Genomic DNA, 20,046 nt, shown 5'->3' with positions numbered 1-20,046 from the left:
ATCGTGGAGGAACAGAACAACAAATATCAAGAACAGACTCTATTCAGTATTAGCTGGCCGCTCTTTATTGAGTTGGTCCTTCATTTAGGCATGGGGATTGTGGCTACATTAATGCTAAGTCATTACTCCGATCAAGCCGTTGCCGGTGTCGGCATAGCCAACCAGCTGCTTAATATCTTCATTTTGGCTTTTAATGTCACATCTATTGGTGCAACGGTATTAATTAGTCAAAACCTTGGTGCAGGAAAGCTGCAGCGTGCCAGGCAGTTATCGTATTCCGTATTCGGACTGAATTTCTGGTTTGGAATAACGATTGCCATTTTTGTGTTTTTCTTAGGAGAACCGCTGCTCCGATTATATGATGTTCAGGGAGCGGTTTTCGACTATGGACTTACTTTTGTCCGTATATGTGCTCTTTCACTTTTTTTCGAATCGTTATCACTGGCTTTAAGTGCGATTCTCCGCAGTCATGGATACACAAAGGAATCAATGATGGTAACCGTTTATATGAATTTAATAAGTATTGTTGGAAATATCATTTCAACTACCGGAATATTTGGGCTGCCCATCACAGGTGTGACTGGTGTCTCTTGGGCGATTTTTGCGGCACGAGCCTATGCTGTTTGCGCCCTATTATATTTATTATATAGCAGACTTTCTTTGAAAATAGTGTTCAAGGACATTTTCAACGCACGAAAAAAAGATATACGGGGATTGCTGGAGATCGGAATTCCGTCAGCTGGAGAAAATCTCTCCTACCAATTATCTCAGGTGGTCATAACGAGCTTTGTTGTTGGGATGGGAACCGCCTCCTTAGCAGGCCGAGTGTATATATTAAACATTAGCATGCTATGCTTTTTATTCACAGTGGCGATTGCTCAAGGAACTCAGATTTTAGTAGCACGATATATTGGAGGTAAACAATATGATCGTGCCTTGAAACGCGGAATTCGTACTTTAAAGATCGCCATGCTTGCTTCAACACTGACATCACTAGTCATTGCCATCGGTGGGGCTACCATATTGGATTTATTTACAAAAGATCCAGAAATCATTATGGTTGGACTGCCTGTTTTATGGGCCATTGTCTTTGTTGAACCTGGAAGAGCGATGAATATCGTCTTAATGAACTCTTTAAAATCCGCGGGGGATGTTCGGTTTCCCGTTATTATCGGTATTATTTCAATGTGGGGTGTAGCGGTATCCTTAAGTTATATATTAGGTGTTCATTATGGATTGGGGCTTTTAGGAATATGGCTTGCTCAGGGTGCAGATGAGTGGCTCCGAGGCTGCTTTGCTTTAAAGCGCTGGCTTTCAAAGCCTTGGGAGAGGTTTTCTAAAACAGCATTAGAACAATAAATGCGTACAAAAAAACGTAAGGACTTGACTCCTTACGTTTTTCATATTGTTAAAACCTTATTTCAATAAATATACCCTAGTTTCATAAGGCTTAAGTGTGAATTCTTTTCTAAGCTTCTTATCAGCAACGTGATAATTCTGAAGGACAAGTTCTGATTTCGAATAAGACACACTCTTTGGAACATGGCACCTTGTAGCTGCGTCACTAAAATTGTTAATGACGATTGCTTTTTTTCCACCTAATTTACGGGTATAGACAAACAATTTAGGATGGTTCGCTAATAACAATTCATAAGTTCCATATACAAACAATGGATTTTCTTTTCGTAATTCGATCAACTTCCTATAGAAGGAAAGAATTGAATCTGGGTCATTTAACTGAGCTTCAACATTAATCTCTCGGTAATTTGGATTTACCCCCAGCCATGTTTGGTCCGCTGTTGTAAATCCGCCCTTGTTACTGGAATCCCATTGCATAGGTGTCCGCGCATTATCACGACATTGATTCCAAATAATTTTCATAATTTCATCATGAGGTCTGCCTTTTGCAGTTTCGACCTTATAGAAGTTAACCATCCCGACATCATTGTAATCCTCAATAGAAGGAAATTGGACATTGGTCATCCCTATCTCTTGGCCTTGATAGATAAATGGGGTGCCTTTCATCAGGAAATACATGGCGCCAAGCATTTTAGCACTTTCTTTCCAATATTTCTTGTCATTTCCCCAGCTTGAAACACGGCGAGGCTGGTCGTGGTTTTCGATAAACAAGGCATTCCAGCCCTTACCTTCCAATCCTTTTTGCCATTTGGTTAAGTTCCTTTTCAACGCTGTAATGTCGATATATCCCTCTGCATTTTTATCCCATAGGCCTAAAAATTCAAATTGAAAAATCATGTTAAAATAACCGTTTTCTTCACCAACCCATTTATCTGCATCATCTAGTCCTACACCATTTGCTTCCCCAACAGTCATAATGTCATAGTTTTTAATCGTTTTCTGAGAAAACTCCGTTAACCATTCATCGATTCCTTCGACGTTCATCATGTAAGGAAAACAAGGGACATAATCTAAAAGATTTGGGTTTGGCATATCAGGGAAACCAGGTTCTTTTCTAATATGAGAAATCGCATCAACACGGAAGCCATCAATTCCCTTCTCCAGCCACCAATTCACCATATCATATAAAGCATTCCGAACATCAGGGTTTTCCCAATTTAAATCAGGCTGCCTCTCAGAAAAAATATGCATGAAATATTCATCCGTAGCTTTATCATATTTCCATGCAGACCCGCTGAAAATGGATTCCCAGTTATTCGGTTCTTTACCATCCTTCCCCTCACTCCAAATGTACCAATCCCGTTTTGGACTGTTTTTTGAAGACCGGGACTCAATAAACCAAGGATGCTCATCACTTGTGTGATTAATGACCAAGTCAAGAATTAACTTCATTCCGCGGCGATGAACTCCTTCTAGCAACTCATCAAAATCGGCCATTGTCCCGAATTCATCCATAATATCTTGATAGTCAGATATATCATAACCATTATCATCATTAGGAGATTTGTACATTGGCGACAGCCAAATGACATCAATTCCTAATTCTTTCAGGTAGTCCAATTTGGAGGTAACTCCTTTTAAATCGCCAATCCCGTCGCCATTGCTATCCATGAAACTTCGTGGATATACCTGATAGGCAACACTTTCTTTCCACCATTTTTTATTCATCTCTGCAACCCTTTCCTTGATGTCTATACCCACCACATTTGCGAAACAGGCTCTTCAATTAACACTGACTTCAAATTGGTTACGGCACGTTTGAATCCTTCTTCAATGGACATAATTGCGTCTTCATGTTCAATACTGACAACATAATCATATCCATATGTGCGAAGCGCACTCATCATGTCTGACCATTCTTTTAAACTATGGCCACAGCCAACTGATCGGAAGGTCCATGCGCGAGTTCTTAATTCTCCATATGGCTGCATATCCGTTAATCCATACATATTCACATTTTCCTGATCAATGTATGTGTCTTTCGCATGGAAATGGTGAATGGCATTTTCTTTTGCTAAAATTTTGATGGCTGCCACTGGGTCAATTCCCTGCCACCATAAATGGCTTGGATCTAAGTTGGCGCCAATCGCATCACAAGTTTGCTCACGAAGCTTTAACAGTGTGTATGGTGTGTGGACTAAAAAGCCGCCATGAAGCTCCAGCCCAATTTTTACATTGTGCTCCTTCGCATACTGGCCGACTTCTTTCCAGTAAGGGATTAATTTTTCTTCCCATTGCCATTGTAAGACTGAGCCATATTCATTCGGCCACGGAGTTACTGGCCAGTTTGGATATTTGGCTCCTTCATGATCCCCTGCTGTACCAGAGAAACAGTTAACAACCGGTACACCTAGAAGGGAAGCTAGCTTGATTGTTTTTAATAGTGTTTCATGCGAGTTTTTCGCAAATGCCGCTTCAGGAGAAATCGGATTACCATGGCAGCTAAACGCACTTATGATTAGATTGCGTTCCTCCACTTTTTGAATGTATTGATTGCGTGCCTCTTCACTCTCTAATAAACCGTCTAAATCACAATGACTATTCCCTGGATAACAGCCAGTACCAATTTCAACAGCATGAAGTCCAGCTTCTTTGACAGTATCGAGCATTTCTTCAAACGACTTTTCCCCAAATAATACAGTAAAAACACCTAGTTTCATAAATGATTTCCCCCACTTTCATATATTCGATCAATAATTTGTGAAACCTGAAGCGCCTCCTCTGGCTTCACTACTAACTCTTCCATTCCTAGACAAGTATGAATAAAATTCCTAGCCTGAGAGAGACCGGGTTCTTCCTCACCAGGAATCCAGGCGGCTTGACTATTTAACAGCATTCCATTCTTTGTGGTATAAAGTTCAAATGGAAAAACACTTAATCCTCCGTCAACTCCGGAAATGCTAAGGTGCTCGGCGTCATCCTTTATATTGGCGGCCCAGGATGTTTCAAACAACATCGAGGCGCCGATTTCAAATTGAATATAGGCGGTTACATGATCATCGACATTAAAGGTTTCATGGTTAAACGATCCCCATTGATTCACTTGGTTAGGAATTTTACTTAATGTGTTATAGGCGGTGCCTGTCACCGTTCGATGTTTTGGATTTCCCATCAGCCAAAGCGCTAAGTCTAGCAGATGACATCCGTAATCAATCAAGCTGCCGCCGCCCTGCAGGTCTTTGTTTGTAAAAACTCCCCATCCAGGAACTTTACGGCGTCGTAATGCCTGAACCCTTACCACAAGCGGCTTACCTACTTCCTGCATTGCTTTTTTGGCAGCTTGTGCTTCCTTCATAAAACGGTAATGATAGGCAATCGCCAGCACTTTACCAGCTTTCTTAGAAGCGGCGACCATTCGTTCGCATTCCTCCGCAGTTAACGCCATCGGTTTCTCACATAATACATGAACTCCTGCCTCAAAAGCAGCAATCGTAATTTCAGCATGAAATTTATTTGGAGTGCAAATACAAACCGCGTCAACCTCCGAAAAAAGCTCATGATAATCTTCAAAAACATAAGGAATGTTATATTTTTCAGCGGTTTCCCTTGCTCGGTCTATGTTAACATCACTAAAAGCCGTAATTTCACAAATGTCATTCAACTGTAGAAAAGCGGGGATATGACGGCCTTGCGCAATACCGCCAACCCCGATAATTCCGATCCGTAGTTTTTTCACTGTTCGCTCAATCTTACAATTTGTTTTGTTTGATTAGACTCAAGTGCTGCCAAAATGACTTCTAGTGATTTCTTCCCTTCTTCTCCTGGTACCGGTGGTTCCTGGTCATGAAGAATCGATTCCACAAATTTCTCAATCACATGTGAATTATTTTGTCCGCCTTCATCGTTGGACTGTATTTTTCCAAGTTGGTAATTCACTACTTCTCCGTTTGCGTATTGAACAACTAATGAATTAACTGGGTCGTCTTCAAGACGAAGAATAGCTTTTTCTCCATAAATAATAGTGGAGTTATCTTCCTTGCTTACGTAAGCCCAGCTTGCCGCAAGGGTACCGATAATACCACTTTCGGTTTTAAGTACACATACCGCATTATCATCAACGTCAGCAAAATCTTTTGCACTTGTTTCAACAAAAGAACCCACTTCTGTAATTTCTTCTCCCAAAATATAGCGAAGTAAGTCAGCCTTATGGACGCCTAAATCACCCATTGCACCAACAAATGCTTTTTCCTTTTGGAAAAACCAGCCCTCTTTCCCTTCTACACTCCATCCTTCAGGCCCACCATGGCCGAATGCCGTCCGGAAACTATAAATCTTTCCGATTTCACCACTTTGGATTAACGTGCGGGCTTTTTGGTGTGAAGGAACAAAACGCTGATTATGGCCGATCATTAACTTCTTGCCGCTTTCTTTTGCTGCTGCAATCATCGCTTCAGCTTCATCCTTGGACGTTGCCATTGGTTTTTCACAGAGTACGTGAACTCCAGCTTTTAAGGCTGCGATGGAAATTGGGGCATGAAGATAGTTGGGAGTACAAACACTAACTGCATCGACTGAATCGCTGCTTAACAACTCTTCATAGTTCGTATAGGCTTTTACACCATATTTTTCTGCTACAGCTTGGGCGCGCTCCTCATTGATATCACAAACAGCAACAATCTCTACATTTTTATTTGATTTATATTCAGGTAAATGACGGTGCTGGGCAATGCTGCCACAGCCAATTACCGCTACTCTTAATTTTTCCATGTTACTTTCCTCCAATTACTTCAAGTGGTTTAGCATTTCCATAGACTGGACGTTCGCGCTTTACCGGCTCTGCCCAATTTACGGCATTGCTAATCACACGTTGAATGTCTTTGTTGTGGTAAGTAGGATAGGTTTCATGACCTGGACGGAAGTAGAATACTTTCCCGTTCCCCCGTTTGTATGTACATCCGCTGCGAAACACTTCCCCTCCTTCAAACCAGCTTGTAAAAATCAGTTCGTCTGGCTGTGGGATATCAAAATGCTCCCCATACATTTCTTCTTTTTCTAATTCAATATACTCTGAGATACCTTCTACAATCGGGTGACTTGGGCTTACGACCCAAAGTCGTTCTTTCTCGTCTGCTTCGCGCCATTTTAAATCACAGCTTGTTCCCATTAAGGTTTTGAAGATTTTTGAGAAATGACCGGAGTGAAGAACAATCAAACCCATGCCGTCAAGGACACGCTGCTGAACCTTTTGTACAATTTCATCCTTTACTTCACCATGTGCTAAATGCCCCCACCAAACTAGTACATCAGTATTGGCTAGAACTTCATCCGTTAAGCCATGCTCCGGCTCGTCTAGAGTAGCTGTCATTACTTCATGACCATTTTCATTTAAAAACTCCGCTATTGTACCGTGAATTCCGTTAGGATATATATCTCTTACTATTGGATTTTTTTGTTCATGCCGGTTTTCATTCCATACTGTTACTTTAACCATAATAACCAACTCCCATTTTAATTTACTCTAACTCTAACTATTATTTTAATGGATAAGACACTTAATGAAACGGCTTACATTGACGTATAGGGTGTAAAATATTGAACTATACTATGCTTTACCACTAATATTGCTTAAGCTTTCTTTTCAAATAATTGATACTGATTTCTATACTCTCAAATGGTGTTAGGCGGCTTGCATCCTGCTCTATTATCCACCACTGAACACCAGCTTCCTCTCCCTTTCTTAAAACTGATTCAATATCGACGACGCCTGTACCAAGTTCAGCAAAAAATTGTTCCTCATCTGTTGTCATGTCTTTCAAATGTATGAGAGGTGTTCTATTTTGATAACGACTGATCCACTCAGCTGGTACTTCTCCTGCCTTTGTCAGCCAATAAATATCGAACTCAGCCTTTACATTTTCTGAATTGGTACCTTCATAAATAGCTTCAAGCACCGTTCTGCCATCCGACAGTCGTTCTAGTTCAAAATCGTGATTATGATAGCAAAGTGTTATCCCTTCACGTCTTAAAATTTCACCAGTTTGATTTAAAAATGAAATAAGTGCAATGTAATCCTCTTCACTCTGGCGTTCAGGCATTATGTAAGGACAGACAACAAAGCCGCTTCCTACTATTTTCTGATCTTCAATCACTTGAATCAGATTATTTTCTAATTCTTCAAGAGGTATATGGCTCGACACAGCTTTTAAGCCAAGATCATCTAATAATACTTTTACCTCTTTTGCTGTTAATCCACCAAAGCCCGCAAATTCAATTCCATCGAAGCCAAGTTCGGCCACTCTTCTCAAAGTACCCGTAAAATCTTTGGCGCTTTCTTCCCGCAATGTGTACATTTGAACAGCTATTGGAATTTTTGACATCCTTAACTCTCACTCCTTTAACCTTACTTATTTGATTACATCATAAATCCTATGTTTACAAATAAACATAGATGATATAATTAAAACATCCACTATTTTGCTATTTTTCTATATTTTAAGGAGGAACTTGTGAAAACCAATATATTTTTTTGCGGCTATTCCTATCACACAAATGGATATCATTCACAACACAAATCCGGGTATCCAGTTTATCTATTCCGTCTTCAAACAGAAGGTCTTAGTGAAGTGGTGGTGAAGGGAAGAAAAGTAGAAATCAAGAAAGGTGACCTTTTGATAATAGAACCTGGTGACCATTATGAACTGCTTGTAAAAGAGGGGCAAAACTGCGGGGACTATCACCTAGGATGTGAAGGCTCGTGGATTAACGCATGGTGGCGCAGTTCTGACATAGATAATATTTCTCAAATCGGAGTTGATGACAAACTTCTGACTTTATGGCGCCAAATTATGATGGAAAAACGCCGTCCATCTTCCAGCCAAAACGAAGAGCTGACCGGCTATTTGCTGCGAGCGCTCTGTTTATATTTAGAACGGGCAGCAAACGAAACGGTACCATCCTTTATCTACCCATATTCGGTGTCTCAGATGATGCGTTATATTGAAGAACACGCCACTACCGCTTTTAAACTAGAGGATGTGGCACGACATATTGGTCTTAGCGTTTCTCGATCTGTGCATCTTTTTAAAAGTCATGTTGGAAAAACAATCATTGAATATGCACATGAAATTAGGCTTTCCGCAGCAATTGAACAGATGAAATATACTACTTTGACACTCGAGCAGATAGCGGATGATTGCGGATTCGGCAGCTATCCTTATTTTCACAGGGTATTTCATAAAAAATATGGCGTATCTCCTGGAGTTTACCGACGTCTGGATATGGAGTAGCTGTTATCTAATTCTTTATCATCTTCTTTTAACCTTGCAATAAAAACGTTTCGATTTTTCATTGACTCTCTTTTTGAAAGCGTTTATAATCCAATTATAATTTCTATTGAAACGTTTCAATTGGATTTAAGAACTTTATGAAAATGGAGGAGAAAAATGGTGGAACAACAATTGAATGAAATCATTCAGAAAATGACTTTAAACGAAAAGATTGGCCAACTGATTCAGTTAGCCACACCTTTCTTTAAAGGTGCATCCGATAAAGGCGAGATAACTGGACCAATGACAGGGATGGGGATTACTGATGAGATCTCACAAAATTGCGGTTCGGTCTTGGGTGCCTCAGGTGCGAGAGAAGTTATGAACATTCAAAAAGCCCATTTAGAGAAAAATCGTTTTGGGATTCCTTTGTTAATGATGGCTGATATTGTTCACGGATTTAAAACAATCTTCCCTGTACCTCTTGCAATGGGTTGTTCTTGGGATTTGGACCTAGCTGAAAAGAGTGCTGAGATCGCAGCCAAAGAAGCTGCAGTTTCTGGGGTTCATGTTACATTTGCTCCAATGGTTGACATAGTTCGTGATCCACGTTGGGGAAGGGTTATGGAGTCTACTGGAGAAGATCCTTATTTAAATAGTTTATTTGCTCGCGCATTTGTTCGAGGATTCCAAGGAACGAATTTAACAGATGACCAAAATCGTGTAGCTGCATGTGTTAAACACTTTGCAGCCTATGGTGCACCTGAAGGTGGACGTGAATATAACACTGTTAATATGTCGGAAAGACAACTGCGTGAATCATATTTACCACCATATAAAGCCGCTTTAGATGAAGGCTGTGAAATGGTAATGACTGCTTTTAACACCGTAGATGGTATACCTGCTACAGGAAATAAAAAGTTAATGCGCGATTTACTTCGTGATGAATGGGGATTTGACGGGGTCATGATTTCCGACTGGGGTGCTGTCAAGGAGTTAATTCCTCATGGTATAGCTGAAGATTCCTCAGAAGCTGCTGTAAAAGCCCTTCAAGCTGGTGTAGATATTGAAATGATGACGACATGTTACGTAGATAATTTAAAGCAGCTTGTGGAAAATGGCACTATAGAAGAAACACTAATTGATGAAGCGGTACTTCGAATTTTGAAATTAAAACAAAAACTAGGATTATTTGAAAATCCATATCGTGGTGCAGATGAAAAACGTGAGCAAGAATATATTCTATCCGAAGAGCATCGCAAGGCAGCAAGAGAAGCGGCGGCAAAGTCATGTGTACTATTAAAGAATCAATCTGTTCTTCCGTTAAACAGGCACCAGAAAATCGCGTTAATTGGTCCTTTTGCTCAAAATGGAGATATTTTAGGCCCTTGGTCATGGCAAGGTTCATACGAGGAAGCCGTTAAAATGGACGAAGGTATAAAAATGAAAATTGACCCTGCTTTGCTCACCGTCGCAAAAGGCTGTGACATTGAGACAGGTACTGAAAATGAAATGAATATGGCAATAAATGCGGCAAGTGAAGCAGATGTTATTATCCTTGCTTTAGGTGAAAGTTCAGCAATGAGCGGAGAAGGCGGAAGTAGAGCTAATATTTGTTTACCAGATATTCAACTGCAATTGATTGCTGAAGTAAAAAAACTGAAAAAACCAATGGCAGCTGTGTTATTTAATGGTCGTCCTCTTGATTTACATGGTGTGATTGATCAAGCAGACGCAGTGTTAGAAGCTTGGTATCCTGGAACAGAAGGTGGGGCAGCGATTGCTGATTTACTGTTTGGTGATGCAAATCCATCTGGTAGATTGTCCATGACATTCCCATATTCAGTCGGACAAGTTCCAATATATTACAATCATTTTAATACTGGACGCCCGAAAACTTCTGAAGAATATGTGCGATATGTAACACACTATTTGGATATTCCGAATGAACCATTACTTCCATTTGGATTTGGTTTAAGTTATACCACCTTCTCATACACCGATGCAATGTTGTCGGCCGATACTATGAATTCTGAACAACCTATTACTCTATCTGTAAGTATAACGAATACGGGCAATGTTGCTGGAGAAGAAGTCGTACAGCTTTATATACGTGACGTTGCTGGAGAAATTGTCCGACCTGTAAAGGAATTGAAAGCGTTTAAAAAGATTATGTTACAGCCGAATGAAACGAAAGAAGCATCCTTCACGATCACAGAAGAACAACTTCGCTACCATCATGAGAATCTTCAGTTTACAAGTGATGCTGGTACGTTTATCGCATTTGTTGGCCGAAACAGCCAAGATGTATCTGCTCTTACTTTTAAATTAGTAAACTAGTAAACTAGAGGTGAAAAAAACATGTTAAAAGCAAAAAAATCAACATTACAGATACAATCAGGAGACTTGTCCTTTTCGTTTTTTAATAGTGGTGATGTATCGTCTATCACCTATAAAAACGTCATGATCAATCAAATTATTGGTAATCCGATTGATGGTTCCTTAAATAACCTTTATTTAAGGATTCATAAAAACAATAAAATAAAAGTGGTCCCGCTTCTAGGAGTCAAATCAGGAAGCAGCGTACACTATTCTGATTCCCACATATCTTGGGAAGGAAAAGTGGAGCAGGTATTTTATAAGGTCACATTTAGACTGTCTGATAAAGGAATTTGGTTCTGGGAAGTAAATATCGAAGGGACAGATGTTGAAGTAGATGTAATCTATGGACAAGATCTAGGTCTTGCTGATATGGGGGCAGTTCGATCAAATGAATCTTATATGGCTCAATATATTGATCACACTGTATTTGAAGATGCTTCTCGAGGATATGTGGTTTGTTCCCGTCAAAACCAACCTCAATCGGCAGGATTCCCTTATTTACAACAGGGTTCCTTATCCAAAACAGCAGCTTATTCAACAGATGGTTTCCAATTTTTTGGACTTTCCTATAAAGAAACCAACCAACCAGAAATATTAACACAGTTATCGCTTGCGAATAATGTATACCAATATGAATTTGCATATACTGCCCTTCAATCTGAACGTGTTCATTTGAATGGATCAAGGCAATTTGTTTTCTATGGTCTCTTTAAAGACACTCACCCTGAAGCAATCACCACATTAGAGTTTAAAGAAGAACTTATGGATGTCTGGGATCAAGTTAAAGGATTAAACCCATCTGCTGCGGCTATCGATGAAGTCAGTATCTCCCCTATTATTGGTGAGCCGTTAAAAACTTTATCGATGGAAAAAAACGAAATTGATCAACTTTTCCCGAACCGGCATCAAGAGGAATGGGAAGGAGATAACTTGCTTTCTTTCTTCACTGACAAGTATGAGCATGTTGTTTTAAAAGAAAAGGAACTGCTTGTTGAACGCCCGCATGGCCATATTATTATGACTGGCCAAAATGGCAAGATGAAAGAGAATATCATAACCACCACTTCTTATATGTACGGAGTGTTTAATGCACAACTTGTTGTCGGGAATACTTCAATGAATAAAATGTTAACAAATACTAGAAATGCATTAAACATCCTGAAAACATCTGGCCAGCGGATTTATATTGAAATGGATGGCGTATTTCATCTGCTTACTATGCCTTCATTGTATGAAATGGGCTTTAACTATGCACGTTGGTATTACAAAACAGCTGAAGAGACATTAATCATTACAAATTTCACGACTGTGGATACACCAGAAGTACAGTTGCATGTACGTTCTTTAAGCGGAAAATCCTATCGTTATCTTGTATCAAACCAAGTGTCCATGAACAATAATGAATATGTTGTACCATTCCATATGGAAATAGATGATCAAACCATTACGTTCCGTGCTGATTCTTTAGCGGATAGTGCTAAAGCTTATCCGAATCTTACTTATCGTATTCAAGTTTCTGGTTCAGATTATAATGTGAATAATGAACAGAAGTTTGGAGAAAATCTGATTCCTCAATCGGCTTCATTGGTTGTATTAGAATTAAGCGAAACTCCTGAATGGGAAATGACTGTGCAAGGACTTCTCCATGGAGAAACAATCCCATTTGTTAAACGCAAAGCTGAAATCGAAATTGAAAGTTACCGAGAAGTCTATCGCAAGATAATGAAAGGATTCAAGCTTTCTAAAAACGGAAACATACCTGCTGAACTCGAAAAGGTAAATGCTTTAACTTGGTGGTATACACACAATATGTTAGTCCACTACTCTGTACCACATGGTCTTGAGCAATACGGTGGAGCAGCCTGGGGAACACGTGATGTTTGCCAAGGCCCAACAGAATATTTCATGGCAACTCAGAATTATGATGCCGTACGTGAAATTATTAAAACCGTTTTCTCACACCAATATGAAGAAACAGGAAATTGGCCTCAATGGTTTATGTTTGATAACTATGTAACTATTCAAGCCCACGAAAGCCATGGTGATGTTATTGTTTGGCCGTTAAAAATGCTTAGTGATTATTTAACGGTAACAAATGATTTTAGTATATTAGAAGAACAGGTACCCTATACATCTACGCAAACGTACACGTTCACTGAAAATATCGCTTCTATTTTAGAACATGCAAAAAAAGAGATTGGCTATATTAAAAACAATTTCCTTCACGATACATATTTGTCTTCCTATGGTGATGGTGATTGGGACGATACACTTCAACCAGCCAACGCACAGTTGAAGCAATTCATGGTAAGCAGCTGGACCGTTTCTTTAACATACCAAGTGATGAATCAATTATCCAAAGTAATGGAAAAAGTAGATTCAGTTATAGCAACTGAATTAAGAACACTAGCAACTGGTATTGAAAGTGATTTTAATAAGTATATTCTGCAGAATGAAATCATACCTGGGTTTGTTTATATGGAGAATCCAGAAGAAGCAGAATTAATGCTTCATCCAACTGATACAAAAACAGGCATTAACTATCGCTTATTACCTATGACGAGAAGCATGATTAGCGAATTATTAACACCTGAGCAAGCAGAAACACATTATGAAATCATTAAAGATAAGCTATTCTGCCCTGATGGTGTTCGCTTAATGAACCGACCTGCTAAGTATGCAGGTGGAGTCAGCGCACATTTCAAGCGTGCTGAGCAAGCAGCTAATTTCGGGCGAGAAATCGGACTTCAATATGTTCATGCTCATATCCGTTTCGTTGAAGCGATGGCCAAGCTAGGAAAAGTGGACGAGGCTTGGAATGGCCTGCAGGTTATTAACCCCATTGGTATTCAAGCTGTTGTTCCAAATGCAGAAATTCGCCAAAGCAATGCTTATTTCAGCAGCTCAGATGGAAAATTCAACACCCGGTATGAAGCACAGGAACGTTTTGATGAATTACGAAAAGGGACCGTTCAGGTAAAAGGCGGCTGGCGTATCTATTCTAGCGGACCAGGAATCTATATGAATCAACTAATATCTAATTGCTTAGGTATTCGCTTTGAAGCAGCAGATTTAGTTATTGATCCAGTTTTACCACAACATTTTGATGGATTGAATTTCGAATTCATGATTAATGACTTCCTTGTTACGTTTGTCTATCATTTAACAAATCAGGAAGAACGAAGAGTTGTGATTAATGGACAGGTCACGAAGCTGGAGTCCCTATCTAACCGTTATCGTAAAGGTGGAGTTCGTATTAATCGTCAAGAACTCGAACAACACTTAAACAACAACGAAAATGTAATTGAAATATTTATATAGCAATGAACGGCGGTTAAACATACCGCCGTTTTTTTATGATTGAAACTTTAACTTATTGTTATAATGGAATATATAATAGAAGTATATGAACGTTAGGAGAACAAGTTATGGTCAGTATAAAGGATATCGCAAAAATAGCTGGTGTTTCCATTTCAACAGTTTCCTACGCACTAAATGGAAGCTCAAAGGTAACAAAAGAAACTTCGGAGAGAATTTTAGCAATTGCAAAAGAGTTGAACTACATCCCTAATGCAGCTGCAAGATCACTTAAGAAGAGGCAAACAAAAATAATCGGTGTATATTTAACAGAATTTAGCGGGGCTTTTTATGGGCAACTCCTTAAAGGTATGAGAGAAACTCTTTCTCAGAATGGTTATGATTTAATTGTCTGCAGCGGTGAACAATCCCACCGATTTCTGCCAGAACGTATGATTGATGGAGCCATTATTTTGGATGAAACGTTTTCCAACGAAGAACTAATTAGATATGCAGACCTTGGGAATAAATTAGTTGTACTTGATCGAGAAATAAATCACCCAGCTATCAAGCAAGTGCTGCTTGATAATAAAGGCGGCGCTCAATTAGCCATTCAACACTTAGTTGAAAAAGGCTTTTCAGAAATTATTATCCTAACAGGCCCCGAGGGATCTTACGATTCCAACCAACGTCTATATTCTGCTAGGGAAATAGGAAAAGATTTAACCATAATTGAAATGGATGGTGATTTCACAAAATCCTCAGGCGAACTAGCAGCCGAGAAATTGGTTCGTGACTATAAACATCCAGTTGCAGTTTTTTGTTTAAATGATGAAATGGCAATTGGGATGTACAATTATTTAGCAAAGACCCCCTATCGTGTCGGTGAACACTTCCATATTATTGGATTTGATAACATTGAGGTTTCCCAGTATTTACAGCCGCGTCTGACAACGATTGATTATTCAAAACAAGAATGGGGTGCTTTGGCTTCTGAGCAATTATTAAAACTAATTGAGAATCACCCCTTTGATAACATACAGATATTTGTCACTTTATTTGAAGGCGAGTCAGCCAAAGGCAACAGTTACGGTCATAATTAAAGGAAAGCAGGAACGCCAATTGGCGTTCCTGCTTCTTTTTAGATGAAGAAACCTTTACTGTATTGAAAAACTACCGAATTAATCATCCTAGGTCACCTGCGGAAAGAGCACCCCGGCTCCGCAGCCACTCAACTAGTTCACAGTCATTACTACGACGTGCAGTATCTAGGGGGGGAAGCTTGTCGTAGCCAATCCAATTTATGTCAGCATCATGCTCGAGGAGGTATTCCGCTGTACTCTTCTGCCCTCCGTAACACGCACACCAAAAGGCCTTGGTAATCTCGTCGGGAGTCGGTACTGTACTGCCTATGAAGCTTTCTTTCAAGTGATCCAATAATCCGAGCGCAGCATCGTGCCAAAGCTTAGTCTGTGCCCCGCGTTCGACAAGTCTGCGTGCTGCATTCCACTGCCCGAATGCTACTGCATCATCTAACGGCGTACCACTGGCGATGACTGCTCCAGGAGCCTCAATGTCGGCACCCGCATCAAGAAGAGCGTCAATCACTTCGATGTCATCACTGCTGGCAGCCCAATGAAGTGGTGTCTCGGTGTGTGGACCGGTGAACCTAGCGTTTACATCAGCACCTGCCTCAACCAACATATTCACTGTCGCCGCGCCGTTGGGAAAGTGACCAGGCCAGTCGGTTACAATATGGATCAGAGTGCGTGACATTCCAAAGTTGTTACACTTTTCAACATAATCTCTTCCTATAATTCTCGCTGTTACTAAACCAGGATTTTCAGCAAGTAGACGTTTCAACGATAGGACATCACCCGTATGTATTGCCTTGACAACTTCAACTGCCAGCATCTCATCCTCAAAAATAAAGTCCATGTCTATCTCTCCTTCCACTTTTTAAAAATCTGATCGTATACGAGTGCCTTTAACTTATTTTACAAGTCGCTCCGTAAAGAAGGACATACCTCGTTTAAAGGCAGTTAACCCATAAAGCATTGAACTCCAGTCAATAAGCGTAACCTTCGTTGGGTACCAACGATTTGGCTGTTCAAGATGCCACCATGAGTATCGATGTAATCCATACTTGTAAGCTGCTCTAAACTTCATTTCATCCTCTTTATCTTCTAGATTGGTATAGACATCATAGGGAATATGAAGACGATATAAGGCATATAAGTCATAAATTCCAGCAGGGTATACAGGCAAGAACCCAGCTACAATGTAAGCGGAAGCAATATCATGTGGTGAATCATTAATTTTATCGGCACGGTATCCTCCATGTAATCCGTCATTCGGACCGGCTCCGTATCCCCATACATAGGATGCAACATCACTTAATTCCTTCCATTTTAAGCGATCAGCCATACAAGCATTCTTATAGAACTCTCGGTATGTCGGACTTGTTGCATATTCTGGGACAAGATAAAATGGAAATTGATGTACAAAGGATGACAAGAATGCTTTTGCATCATGATCCGTAAGAACAGGTATATCACGATAATGGATTTGCGGTAAATGACTGATTTGCTCTTCCGCGAAATTATTATTCCATAAATCTTGGATATCTTGGTCTTCAGGCTGACACAATAATGCAAGATATGAAACCATGACATACTCATTGTAGGCAGGAAGTGGAAGAGTACCTTTACCATCCTTCACCACCATATTGATGACACCCTTCTCTTTATCATTCACAACAACACGCCAGTTGATTGATTGTAAAAGCTTCTGAGCCAAATCACCAATCTGAGGAGCCTTATCCTTAAAGTGCTGTCCAGCAAAAAGTGCCCCAGCAACTAACAATGAAGTATCAATTGTTGATATCTCCGAATGGAGGTTTGCACCTGTTTCCATATCAACGAAATGTGCAAAAAATCCAGTTGAAGAGTCGCGTGTTATTTGGCAACCTTCCACCTCACCAAGACAAGCCCGCAATGTAAGCAATGCCTTTTCTGCGGCTTCCTCATCCCATCCTTCCATCTCCGCTACAGCGAGACTAATTAGTCCAACCCCTGTAGCAGCAATCGAGCATCGGTAATCAGGATTTTCATCGAAGGTCATATAGGCATCAGCATATAAACCTGTTCTTGGGTGACGGCAAGCTTCAAACAACGCATACGAATCATGATACTGTCGATCGAAAAAGTCCTTTACATTAACTGGGAGTTCCTTATAAAATTCTGTAACTAAAGTCATTACATATCTCCTTTCACTTACTTGAAATAGATGGTTAGAGCGTCATCAACCTTTGCGTGCTTATGACTATTAACCAGAGTTAATTCTCCTAATTTCACAATGGAGTAGTACTCATTAGGTGCAATTTCCTTGGTGGTTTCAAAAGCAATAACATCCTGACTTTGCGTTAAACGGAACTGAATAGCATTTTCAGTAAATTTTGTAATTTCAGCTGTGGAGTAGACAATCTTACCTTCATTTATTAATAGATTGACAGGTAACATTACTCCATCTTTACTTTGAAGAGTAATCGACTTACCGCCAAATAAAGCTTCGCCCTTATCATAAATTTTCAGTTCTTTATCAAAACCATCAAGATTTAATATATGGATAAATCTCTCACCTTCATGATTTGAAGTGGATGTCATAAAGATTCCATGTTCCTTACAATCATGGGTGAGCTTCGCTTTTGCACCAAGTTTTTCAAAGCCTTCTTTAAAGAATGCGATATCACATGAATAGGCAGTGGCCATTACGATTGCACGTCCATCACCGACTGTCACATCGAATGAACAAACTTCACCATTTCCATAAACCTTCAGTAACGGCACAGCATGACTGTTTTCAAATGTTTGTGCAAAATGACTCCTTACTTCTGGACGAGGTGCAGCCCAGTTCTCGGCATAGATCGATAAAAAATTCCTATGTGAGTCTCTAAAGATTTCTTTTGGTTTTACCCCAAAAGCATCTGCAAGGATTGTGCATTCTTTACCTTCCATATCAAACTGAGGTACTTCTCCATATAAGAAAATACCGCCGCCTTCATACATATAATCCACAAGCTTTCTTTGGATTCCACTATCCATGTACCTTGCGGAAGGTAGTGCTAATACAGGAGTTTCACTAGCTGATAAAGGCTTGTTCTGAATATCAACTGATCCGAAACGATAGCCTGAAAGAAGCATTGATTTACCCATTATCTCCCATGCCCCTCTATTACGATGGGCTTCAATGTTTGAAAGAATTTCTCTCATTTTTTCACTATGTGGATAATGGTACTCTGTCATGTAATAGTCCGGAATAAACGCAAATGCTACATCATCGCGTTCTTCATCCATCGATGCTATCTTTTCTGAAACGGCCATCATTGTTTTGATCGCTCTCGCCATACGAGGGAAGGTATAATTCAGCTCTCCTTCAGGGCTGACAGGCGCAGCAAATCCATGGCGTTCTCCTGTGCTTGCGATTCGATCGTTGCCGTCTCCTACTTTTTGATCAAGACGATAATTTCTGCCACCCGTTAACAAATAATAGTTTATCAAGCGATTTCCTTGAGCGATGCACATTCTCGTTTTAAAATCTGCAGCAGATACGTCATATCTTGAACCTAAGTTATTACCAAAATTACCATCTCCACAGTTGAATTCCACTGAAGTCAATGGCTGATCAGGGTTATGAACCGCATCCATGAAACCGTTGATGATATATAAGTCTTGGAAGGTTACGATATCTAGATCACCAAAATAAATATCAGATCCTGATAAATATCCAGGTGCTTGTGTGTAGGATTCATATAGCTGGCTTATGCCAATTGGAAAAGTATAGCCACGGCCAGCGCCAGTTCCATGAATATTAACGACAAATGGGATGTCTTTCACACCAAATTCTTCTGCAAAGCCTCTAAGAGTATCTACATATTGAGCAAAACGGTGTCTCATATAGTAACCGAGATCCTTCATTAATTCAGCCGCATACTCTTCTTTAGGTGATCGGATTGCATTGTTTCTTTCTTCTTTTTCATTTAGATTAAAAGGGTATCGTGAAGTAAGTGTCTCTTCATCGTATCGAATCAATAACCAATTCGAAAACTCATCAATAACAAAATCGGTTAAATCTGGACAATTACTTACCCAAGAAAGCATCCCAATTTCATTATCAAGCTGGAATGCAATGATGTTACCCCCGTTTGTATGTAATCTAGGTGTGACGATTTTCATAAGAGCCTCATACCAATTACGAACCTCTTTTAAAAATCCAGGAGCATTGTAGTCTAGGGTTGGCGTTGTAGCAGGATTTTTATTCCAACAAATCGGAATGATTTCTGGATGTTTATCATAAACCCAGTATGGTATTCCTTCATTTTTCATTTCAGCCATAATAAATGGACCAGGCCTGACAAAAAAGTATAAATCGTTTTTCTCGCAAAGATCTATAAATCCTTCTAAATCTAACTCTGGGCGTGTTTTCCCATGTAAATCTACTTCCCCTTCTACTGGTTCATGAAGGAGCCACGGAACATAAGTCGCAACAGCATTACAGCCAGAAAGTTTTAATTTATCAATCCTGTCCTGCCAATCATTTCGGTCAAGGCGGTAGTAATGAATTTCTCCACACATAATGATTTGGGGCTTACCATCGATAATGATTTGTTTATTTTTAATTTCAATCATAACGTACCCTTCCTTTCTTCTATTTTCGTTTTATAACAATTATAAAGGGTGGTAAA

At 39.8% G+C, this 20,046-nt stretch carries 14 protein-coding genes; 5 read left to right on the top strand and 9 right to left on the bottom strand.

Features of this window, described 5'->3' with window-relative positions:
• The first annotated feature begins 3 nt into the window (after nt 1–3).
• Entirely contained in the window at nt 4–1,359 is a 1,356-nt protein-coding gene (locus tag F4694_RS23735; protein WP_179602392.1) for an MATE family efflux transporter, read from the top strand.
• Between the two features lie 57 nt (nt 1,360–1,416).
• Here the strand turns inward: F4694_RS23735 and F4694_RS23730 are convergent, their stop codons facing one another.
• From F4694_RS23730 to F4694_RS23705, 6 genes are all read right to left on the bottom strand, one after another.
• Nucleotides 1,417–3,087: a glycoside hydrolase family 13 protein gene (locus F4694_RS23730; protein ID WP_179602391.1), complete on the bottom strand. Its 1,671-nt coding sequence runs from the start codon at nt 3,085–3,087 to the stop codon at nt 1,417–1,419.
• Nucleotides 3,088–3,110: 23 nt separating this feature from the next.
• A complete protein-coding gene (locus tag F4694_RS23725; protein ID WP_179602390.1) occupies nt 3,111–4,079 on the bottom strand; it encodes a sugar phosphate isomerase/epimerase family protein in 969 nt (322 codons plus the stop codon).
• Nucleotides 4,076–5,095 (bottom strand): Gfo/Idh/MocA family protein, encoded by a 1,020-nt coding sequence (locus F4694_RS23720; RefSeq protein WP_179602389.1) that lies wholly within the window; start codon nt 5,093–5,095, stop codon nt 4,076–4,078. The genes F4694_RS23725 and F4694_RS23720 overlap by 4 nt, the downstream gene beginning before the upstream one ends.
• Complete coding sequence (locus F4694_RS23715; RefSeq protein WP_179602388.1) at nt 5,092–6,126, bottom strand: Gfo/Idh/MocA family protein; 1,035 nt, start codon at nt 6,124–6,126, stop codon at nt 5,092–5,094. The genes F4694_RS23720 and F4694_RS23715 overlap by 4 nt, the downstream gene beginning before the upstream one ends.
• Before the next feature lies 1 nt (nt 6,127).
• Nucleotides 6,128–6,850, bottom strand: coding sequence for a ThuA domain-containing protein (locus F4694_RS23710; RefSeq protein ID WP_179602387.1), 723 nt, complete (start codon nt 6,848–6,850; stop codon nt 6,128–6,130).
• A gap of 124 nt (nt 6,851–6,974) precedes the next feature.
• Nucleotides 6,975–7,736, bottom strand: a complete 762-nt coding sequence (locus F4694_RS23705; RefSeq protein ID WP_179602386.1) for a sugar phosphate isomerase/epimerase family protein — start codon at nt 7,734–7,736, stop codon at nt 6,975–6,977.
• 129 nt (nt 7,737–7,865) lie between these two features.
• On the opposite strand from F4694_RS23705, the gene F4694_RS23700 reads away from it, so the two are divergent.
• The 4 genes from F4694_RS23700 (at nt 7,866) to F4694_RS23685 (ending at nt 15,406) form a co-directional block, all read left to right on the top strand.
• Nucleotides 7,866–8,645 carry an AraC family transcriptional regulator gene (locus F4694_RS23700; protein WP_179602385.1) on the top strand — a complete coding sequence of 260 codons (780 nt, stop codon included), beginning with the start codon at nt 7,866–7,868 and terminating at the stop codon, nt 8,643–8,645.
• Between the two features lie 156 nt (nt 8,646–8,801).
• Entirely contained in the window at nt 8,802–10,964 is a 2,163-nt protein-coding gene (gene bglX, locus F4694_RS23695) for a beta-glucosidase BglX (RefSeq protein ID WP_179602384.1), read from the top strand.
• Nucleotides 10,965–10,985: 21 nt separating this feature from the next.
• Nucleotides 10,986–14,327, top strand: a complete 3,342-nt coding sequence (locus F4694_RS23690) for a GH36-type glycosyl hydrolase domain-containing protein (protein WP_179602383.1) — start codon at nt 10,986–10,988, stop codon at nt 14,325–14,327.
• Nucleotides 14,328–14,434: 107 nt separating this feature from the next.
• Entirely contained in the window at nt 14,435–15,406 is a 972-nt protein-coding gene (locus tag F4694_RS23685) for a LacI family DNA-binding transcriptional regulator (RefSeq protein WP_179602382.1), read from the top strand.
• An 82-nt stretch (nt 15,407–15,488) separates the two neighbouring features.
• On the opposite strand, the gene F4694_RS23680 is transcribed toward F4694_RS23685, so the two are convergent.
• From F4694_RS23680 to F4694_RS23670, 3 genes are all read right to left on the bottom strand, one after another.
• Nucleotides 15,489–16,079 carry an ankyrin repeat domain-containing protein gene (locus F4694_RS23680; protein ID WP_374757445.1) on the bottom strand — a complete coding sequence of 197 codons (591 nt, stop codon included), beginning with the start codon at nt 16,077–16,079 and terminating at the stop codon, nt 15,489–15,491.
• A gap of 216 nt (nt 16,080–16,295) precedes the next feature.
• Nucleotides 16,296–17,561 (bottom strand): hypothetical protein, encoded by a 1,266-nt coding sequence (locus tag F4694_RS23675; protein WP_179602380.1) that lies wholly within the window; start codon nt 17,559–17,561, stop codon nt 16,296–16,298.
• A gap of 17 nt (nt 17,562–17,578) precedes the next feature.
• Complete coding sequence (locus F4694_RS23670; protein WP_179602379.1) at nt 17,579–19,990, bottom strand: beta-galactosidase; 2,412 nt, start codon at nt 19,988–19,990, stop codon at nt 17,579–17,581.
• Nucleotides 19,991–20,046 lie beyond the last annotated feature (56 nt).

It is taken from the genome of Neobacillus driksii (genome assembly GCF_013409995.1).
Lineage (GTDB): Bacteria > Bacillota > Bacilli > Bacillales > Cytobacillaceae > Neobacillus > Neobacillus driksii.
Note: the sequence above shows the minus strand (reverse complement) of the source record. Positions and strands in the feature narration are given on the sequence as shown.

Bases quoted from the DNA above. Each gene is read 5' to 3' on its own strand.
- F4694_RS23730 (WP_179602391.1), bottom strand. From the start codon at position 3,087: ATGAATAAAAAATGGTGGAAAGAAAGTGTTGCCTATCAGGTATATCCA.
- F4694_RS23725 (WP_179602390.1), bottom strand. From the start codon at position 4,079: ATGAAACTAGGTGTTTTTACTGTATTATTTGGGGAAAAGTCGTTTGAA.
- F4694_RS23715 (WP_179602388.1), bottom strand. From the start codon at position 6,126: ATGGAAAAATTAAGAGTAGCGGTAATTGGCTGTGGCAGCATTGCCCAG.
- F4694_RS23710 (WP_179602387.1), bottom strand. From the start codon at position 6,850: ATGGTTAAAGTAACAGTATGGAATGAAAACCGGCATGAACAAAAAAAT.
- F4694_RS23705 (WP_179602386.1), bottom strand. From the start codon at position 7,736: ATGTCAAAAATTCCAATAGCTGTTCAAATGTACACATTGCGGGAAGAA.
- bglX (WP_179602384.1), top strand. From the start codon at position 8,802: ATGGTGGAACAACAATTGAATGAAATCATTCAGAAAATGACTTTAAAC.
- F4694_RS23690 (WP_179602383.1), top strand. From the start codon at position 10,986: ATGTTAAAAGCAAAAAAATCAACATTACAGATACAATCAGGAGACTTG.
- F4694_RS23685 (WP_179602382.1), top strand. From the start codon at position 14,435: ATGGTCAGTATAAAGGATATCGCAAAAATAGCTGGTGTTTCCATTTCA.
- F4694_RS23680 (WP_374757445.1), bottom strand. From the start codon at position 16,079: ATGTCACGCACTCTGATCCATATTGTAACCGACTGGCCTGGTCACTTT.
- F4694_RS23675 (WP_179602380.1), bottom strand. From the start codon at position 17,561: ATGACTTTAGTTACAGAATTTTATAAGGAACTCCCAGTTAATGTAAAG.
- F4694_RS23670 (WP_179602379.1), bottom strand. From the start codon at position 19,990: ATGATTGAAATTAAAAATAAACAAATCATTATCGATGGTAAGCCCCAA.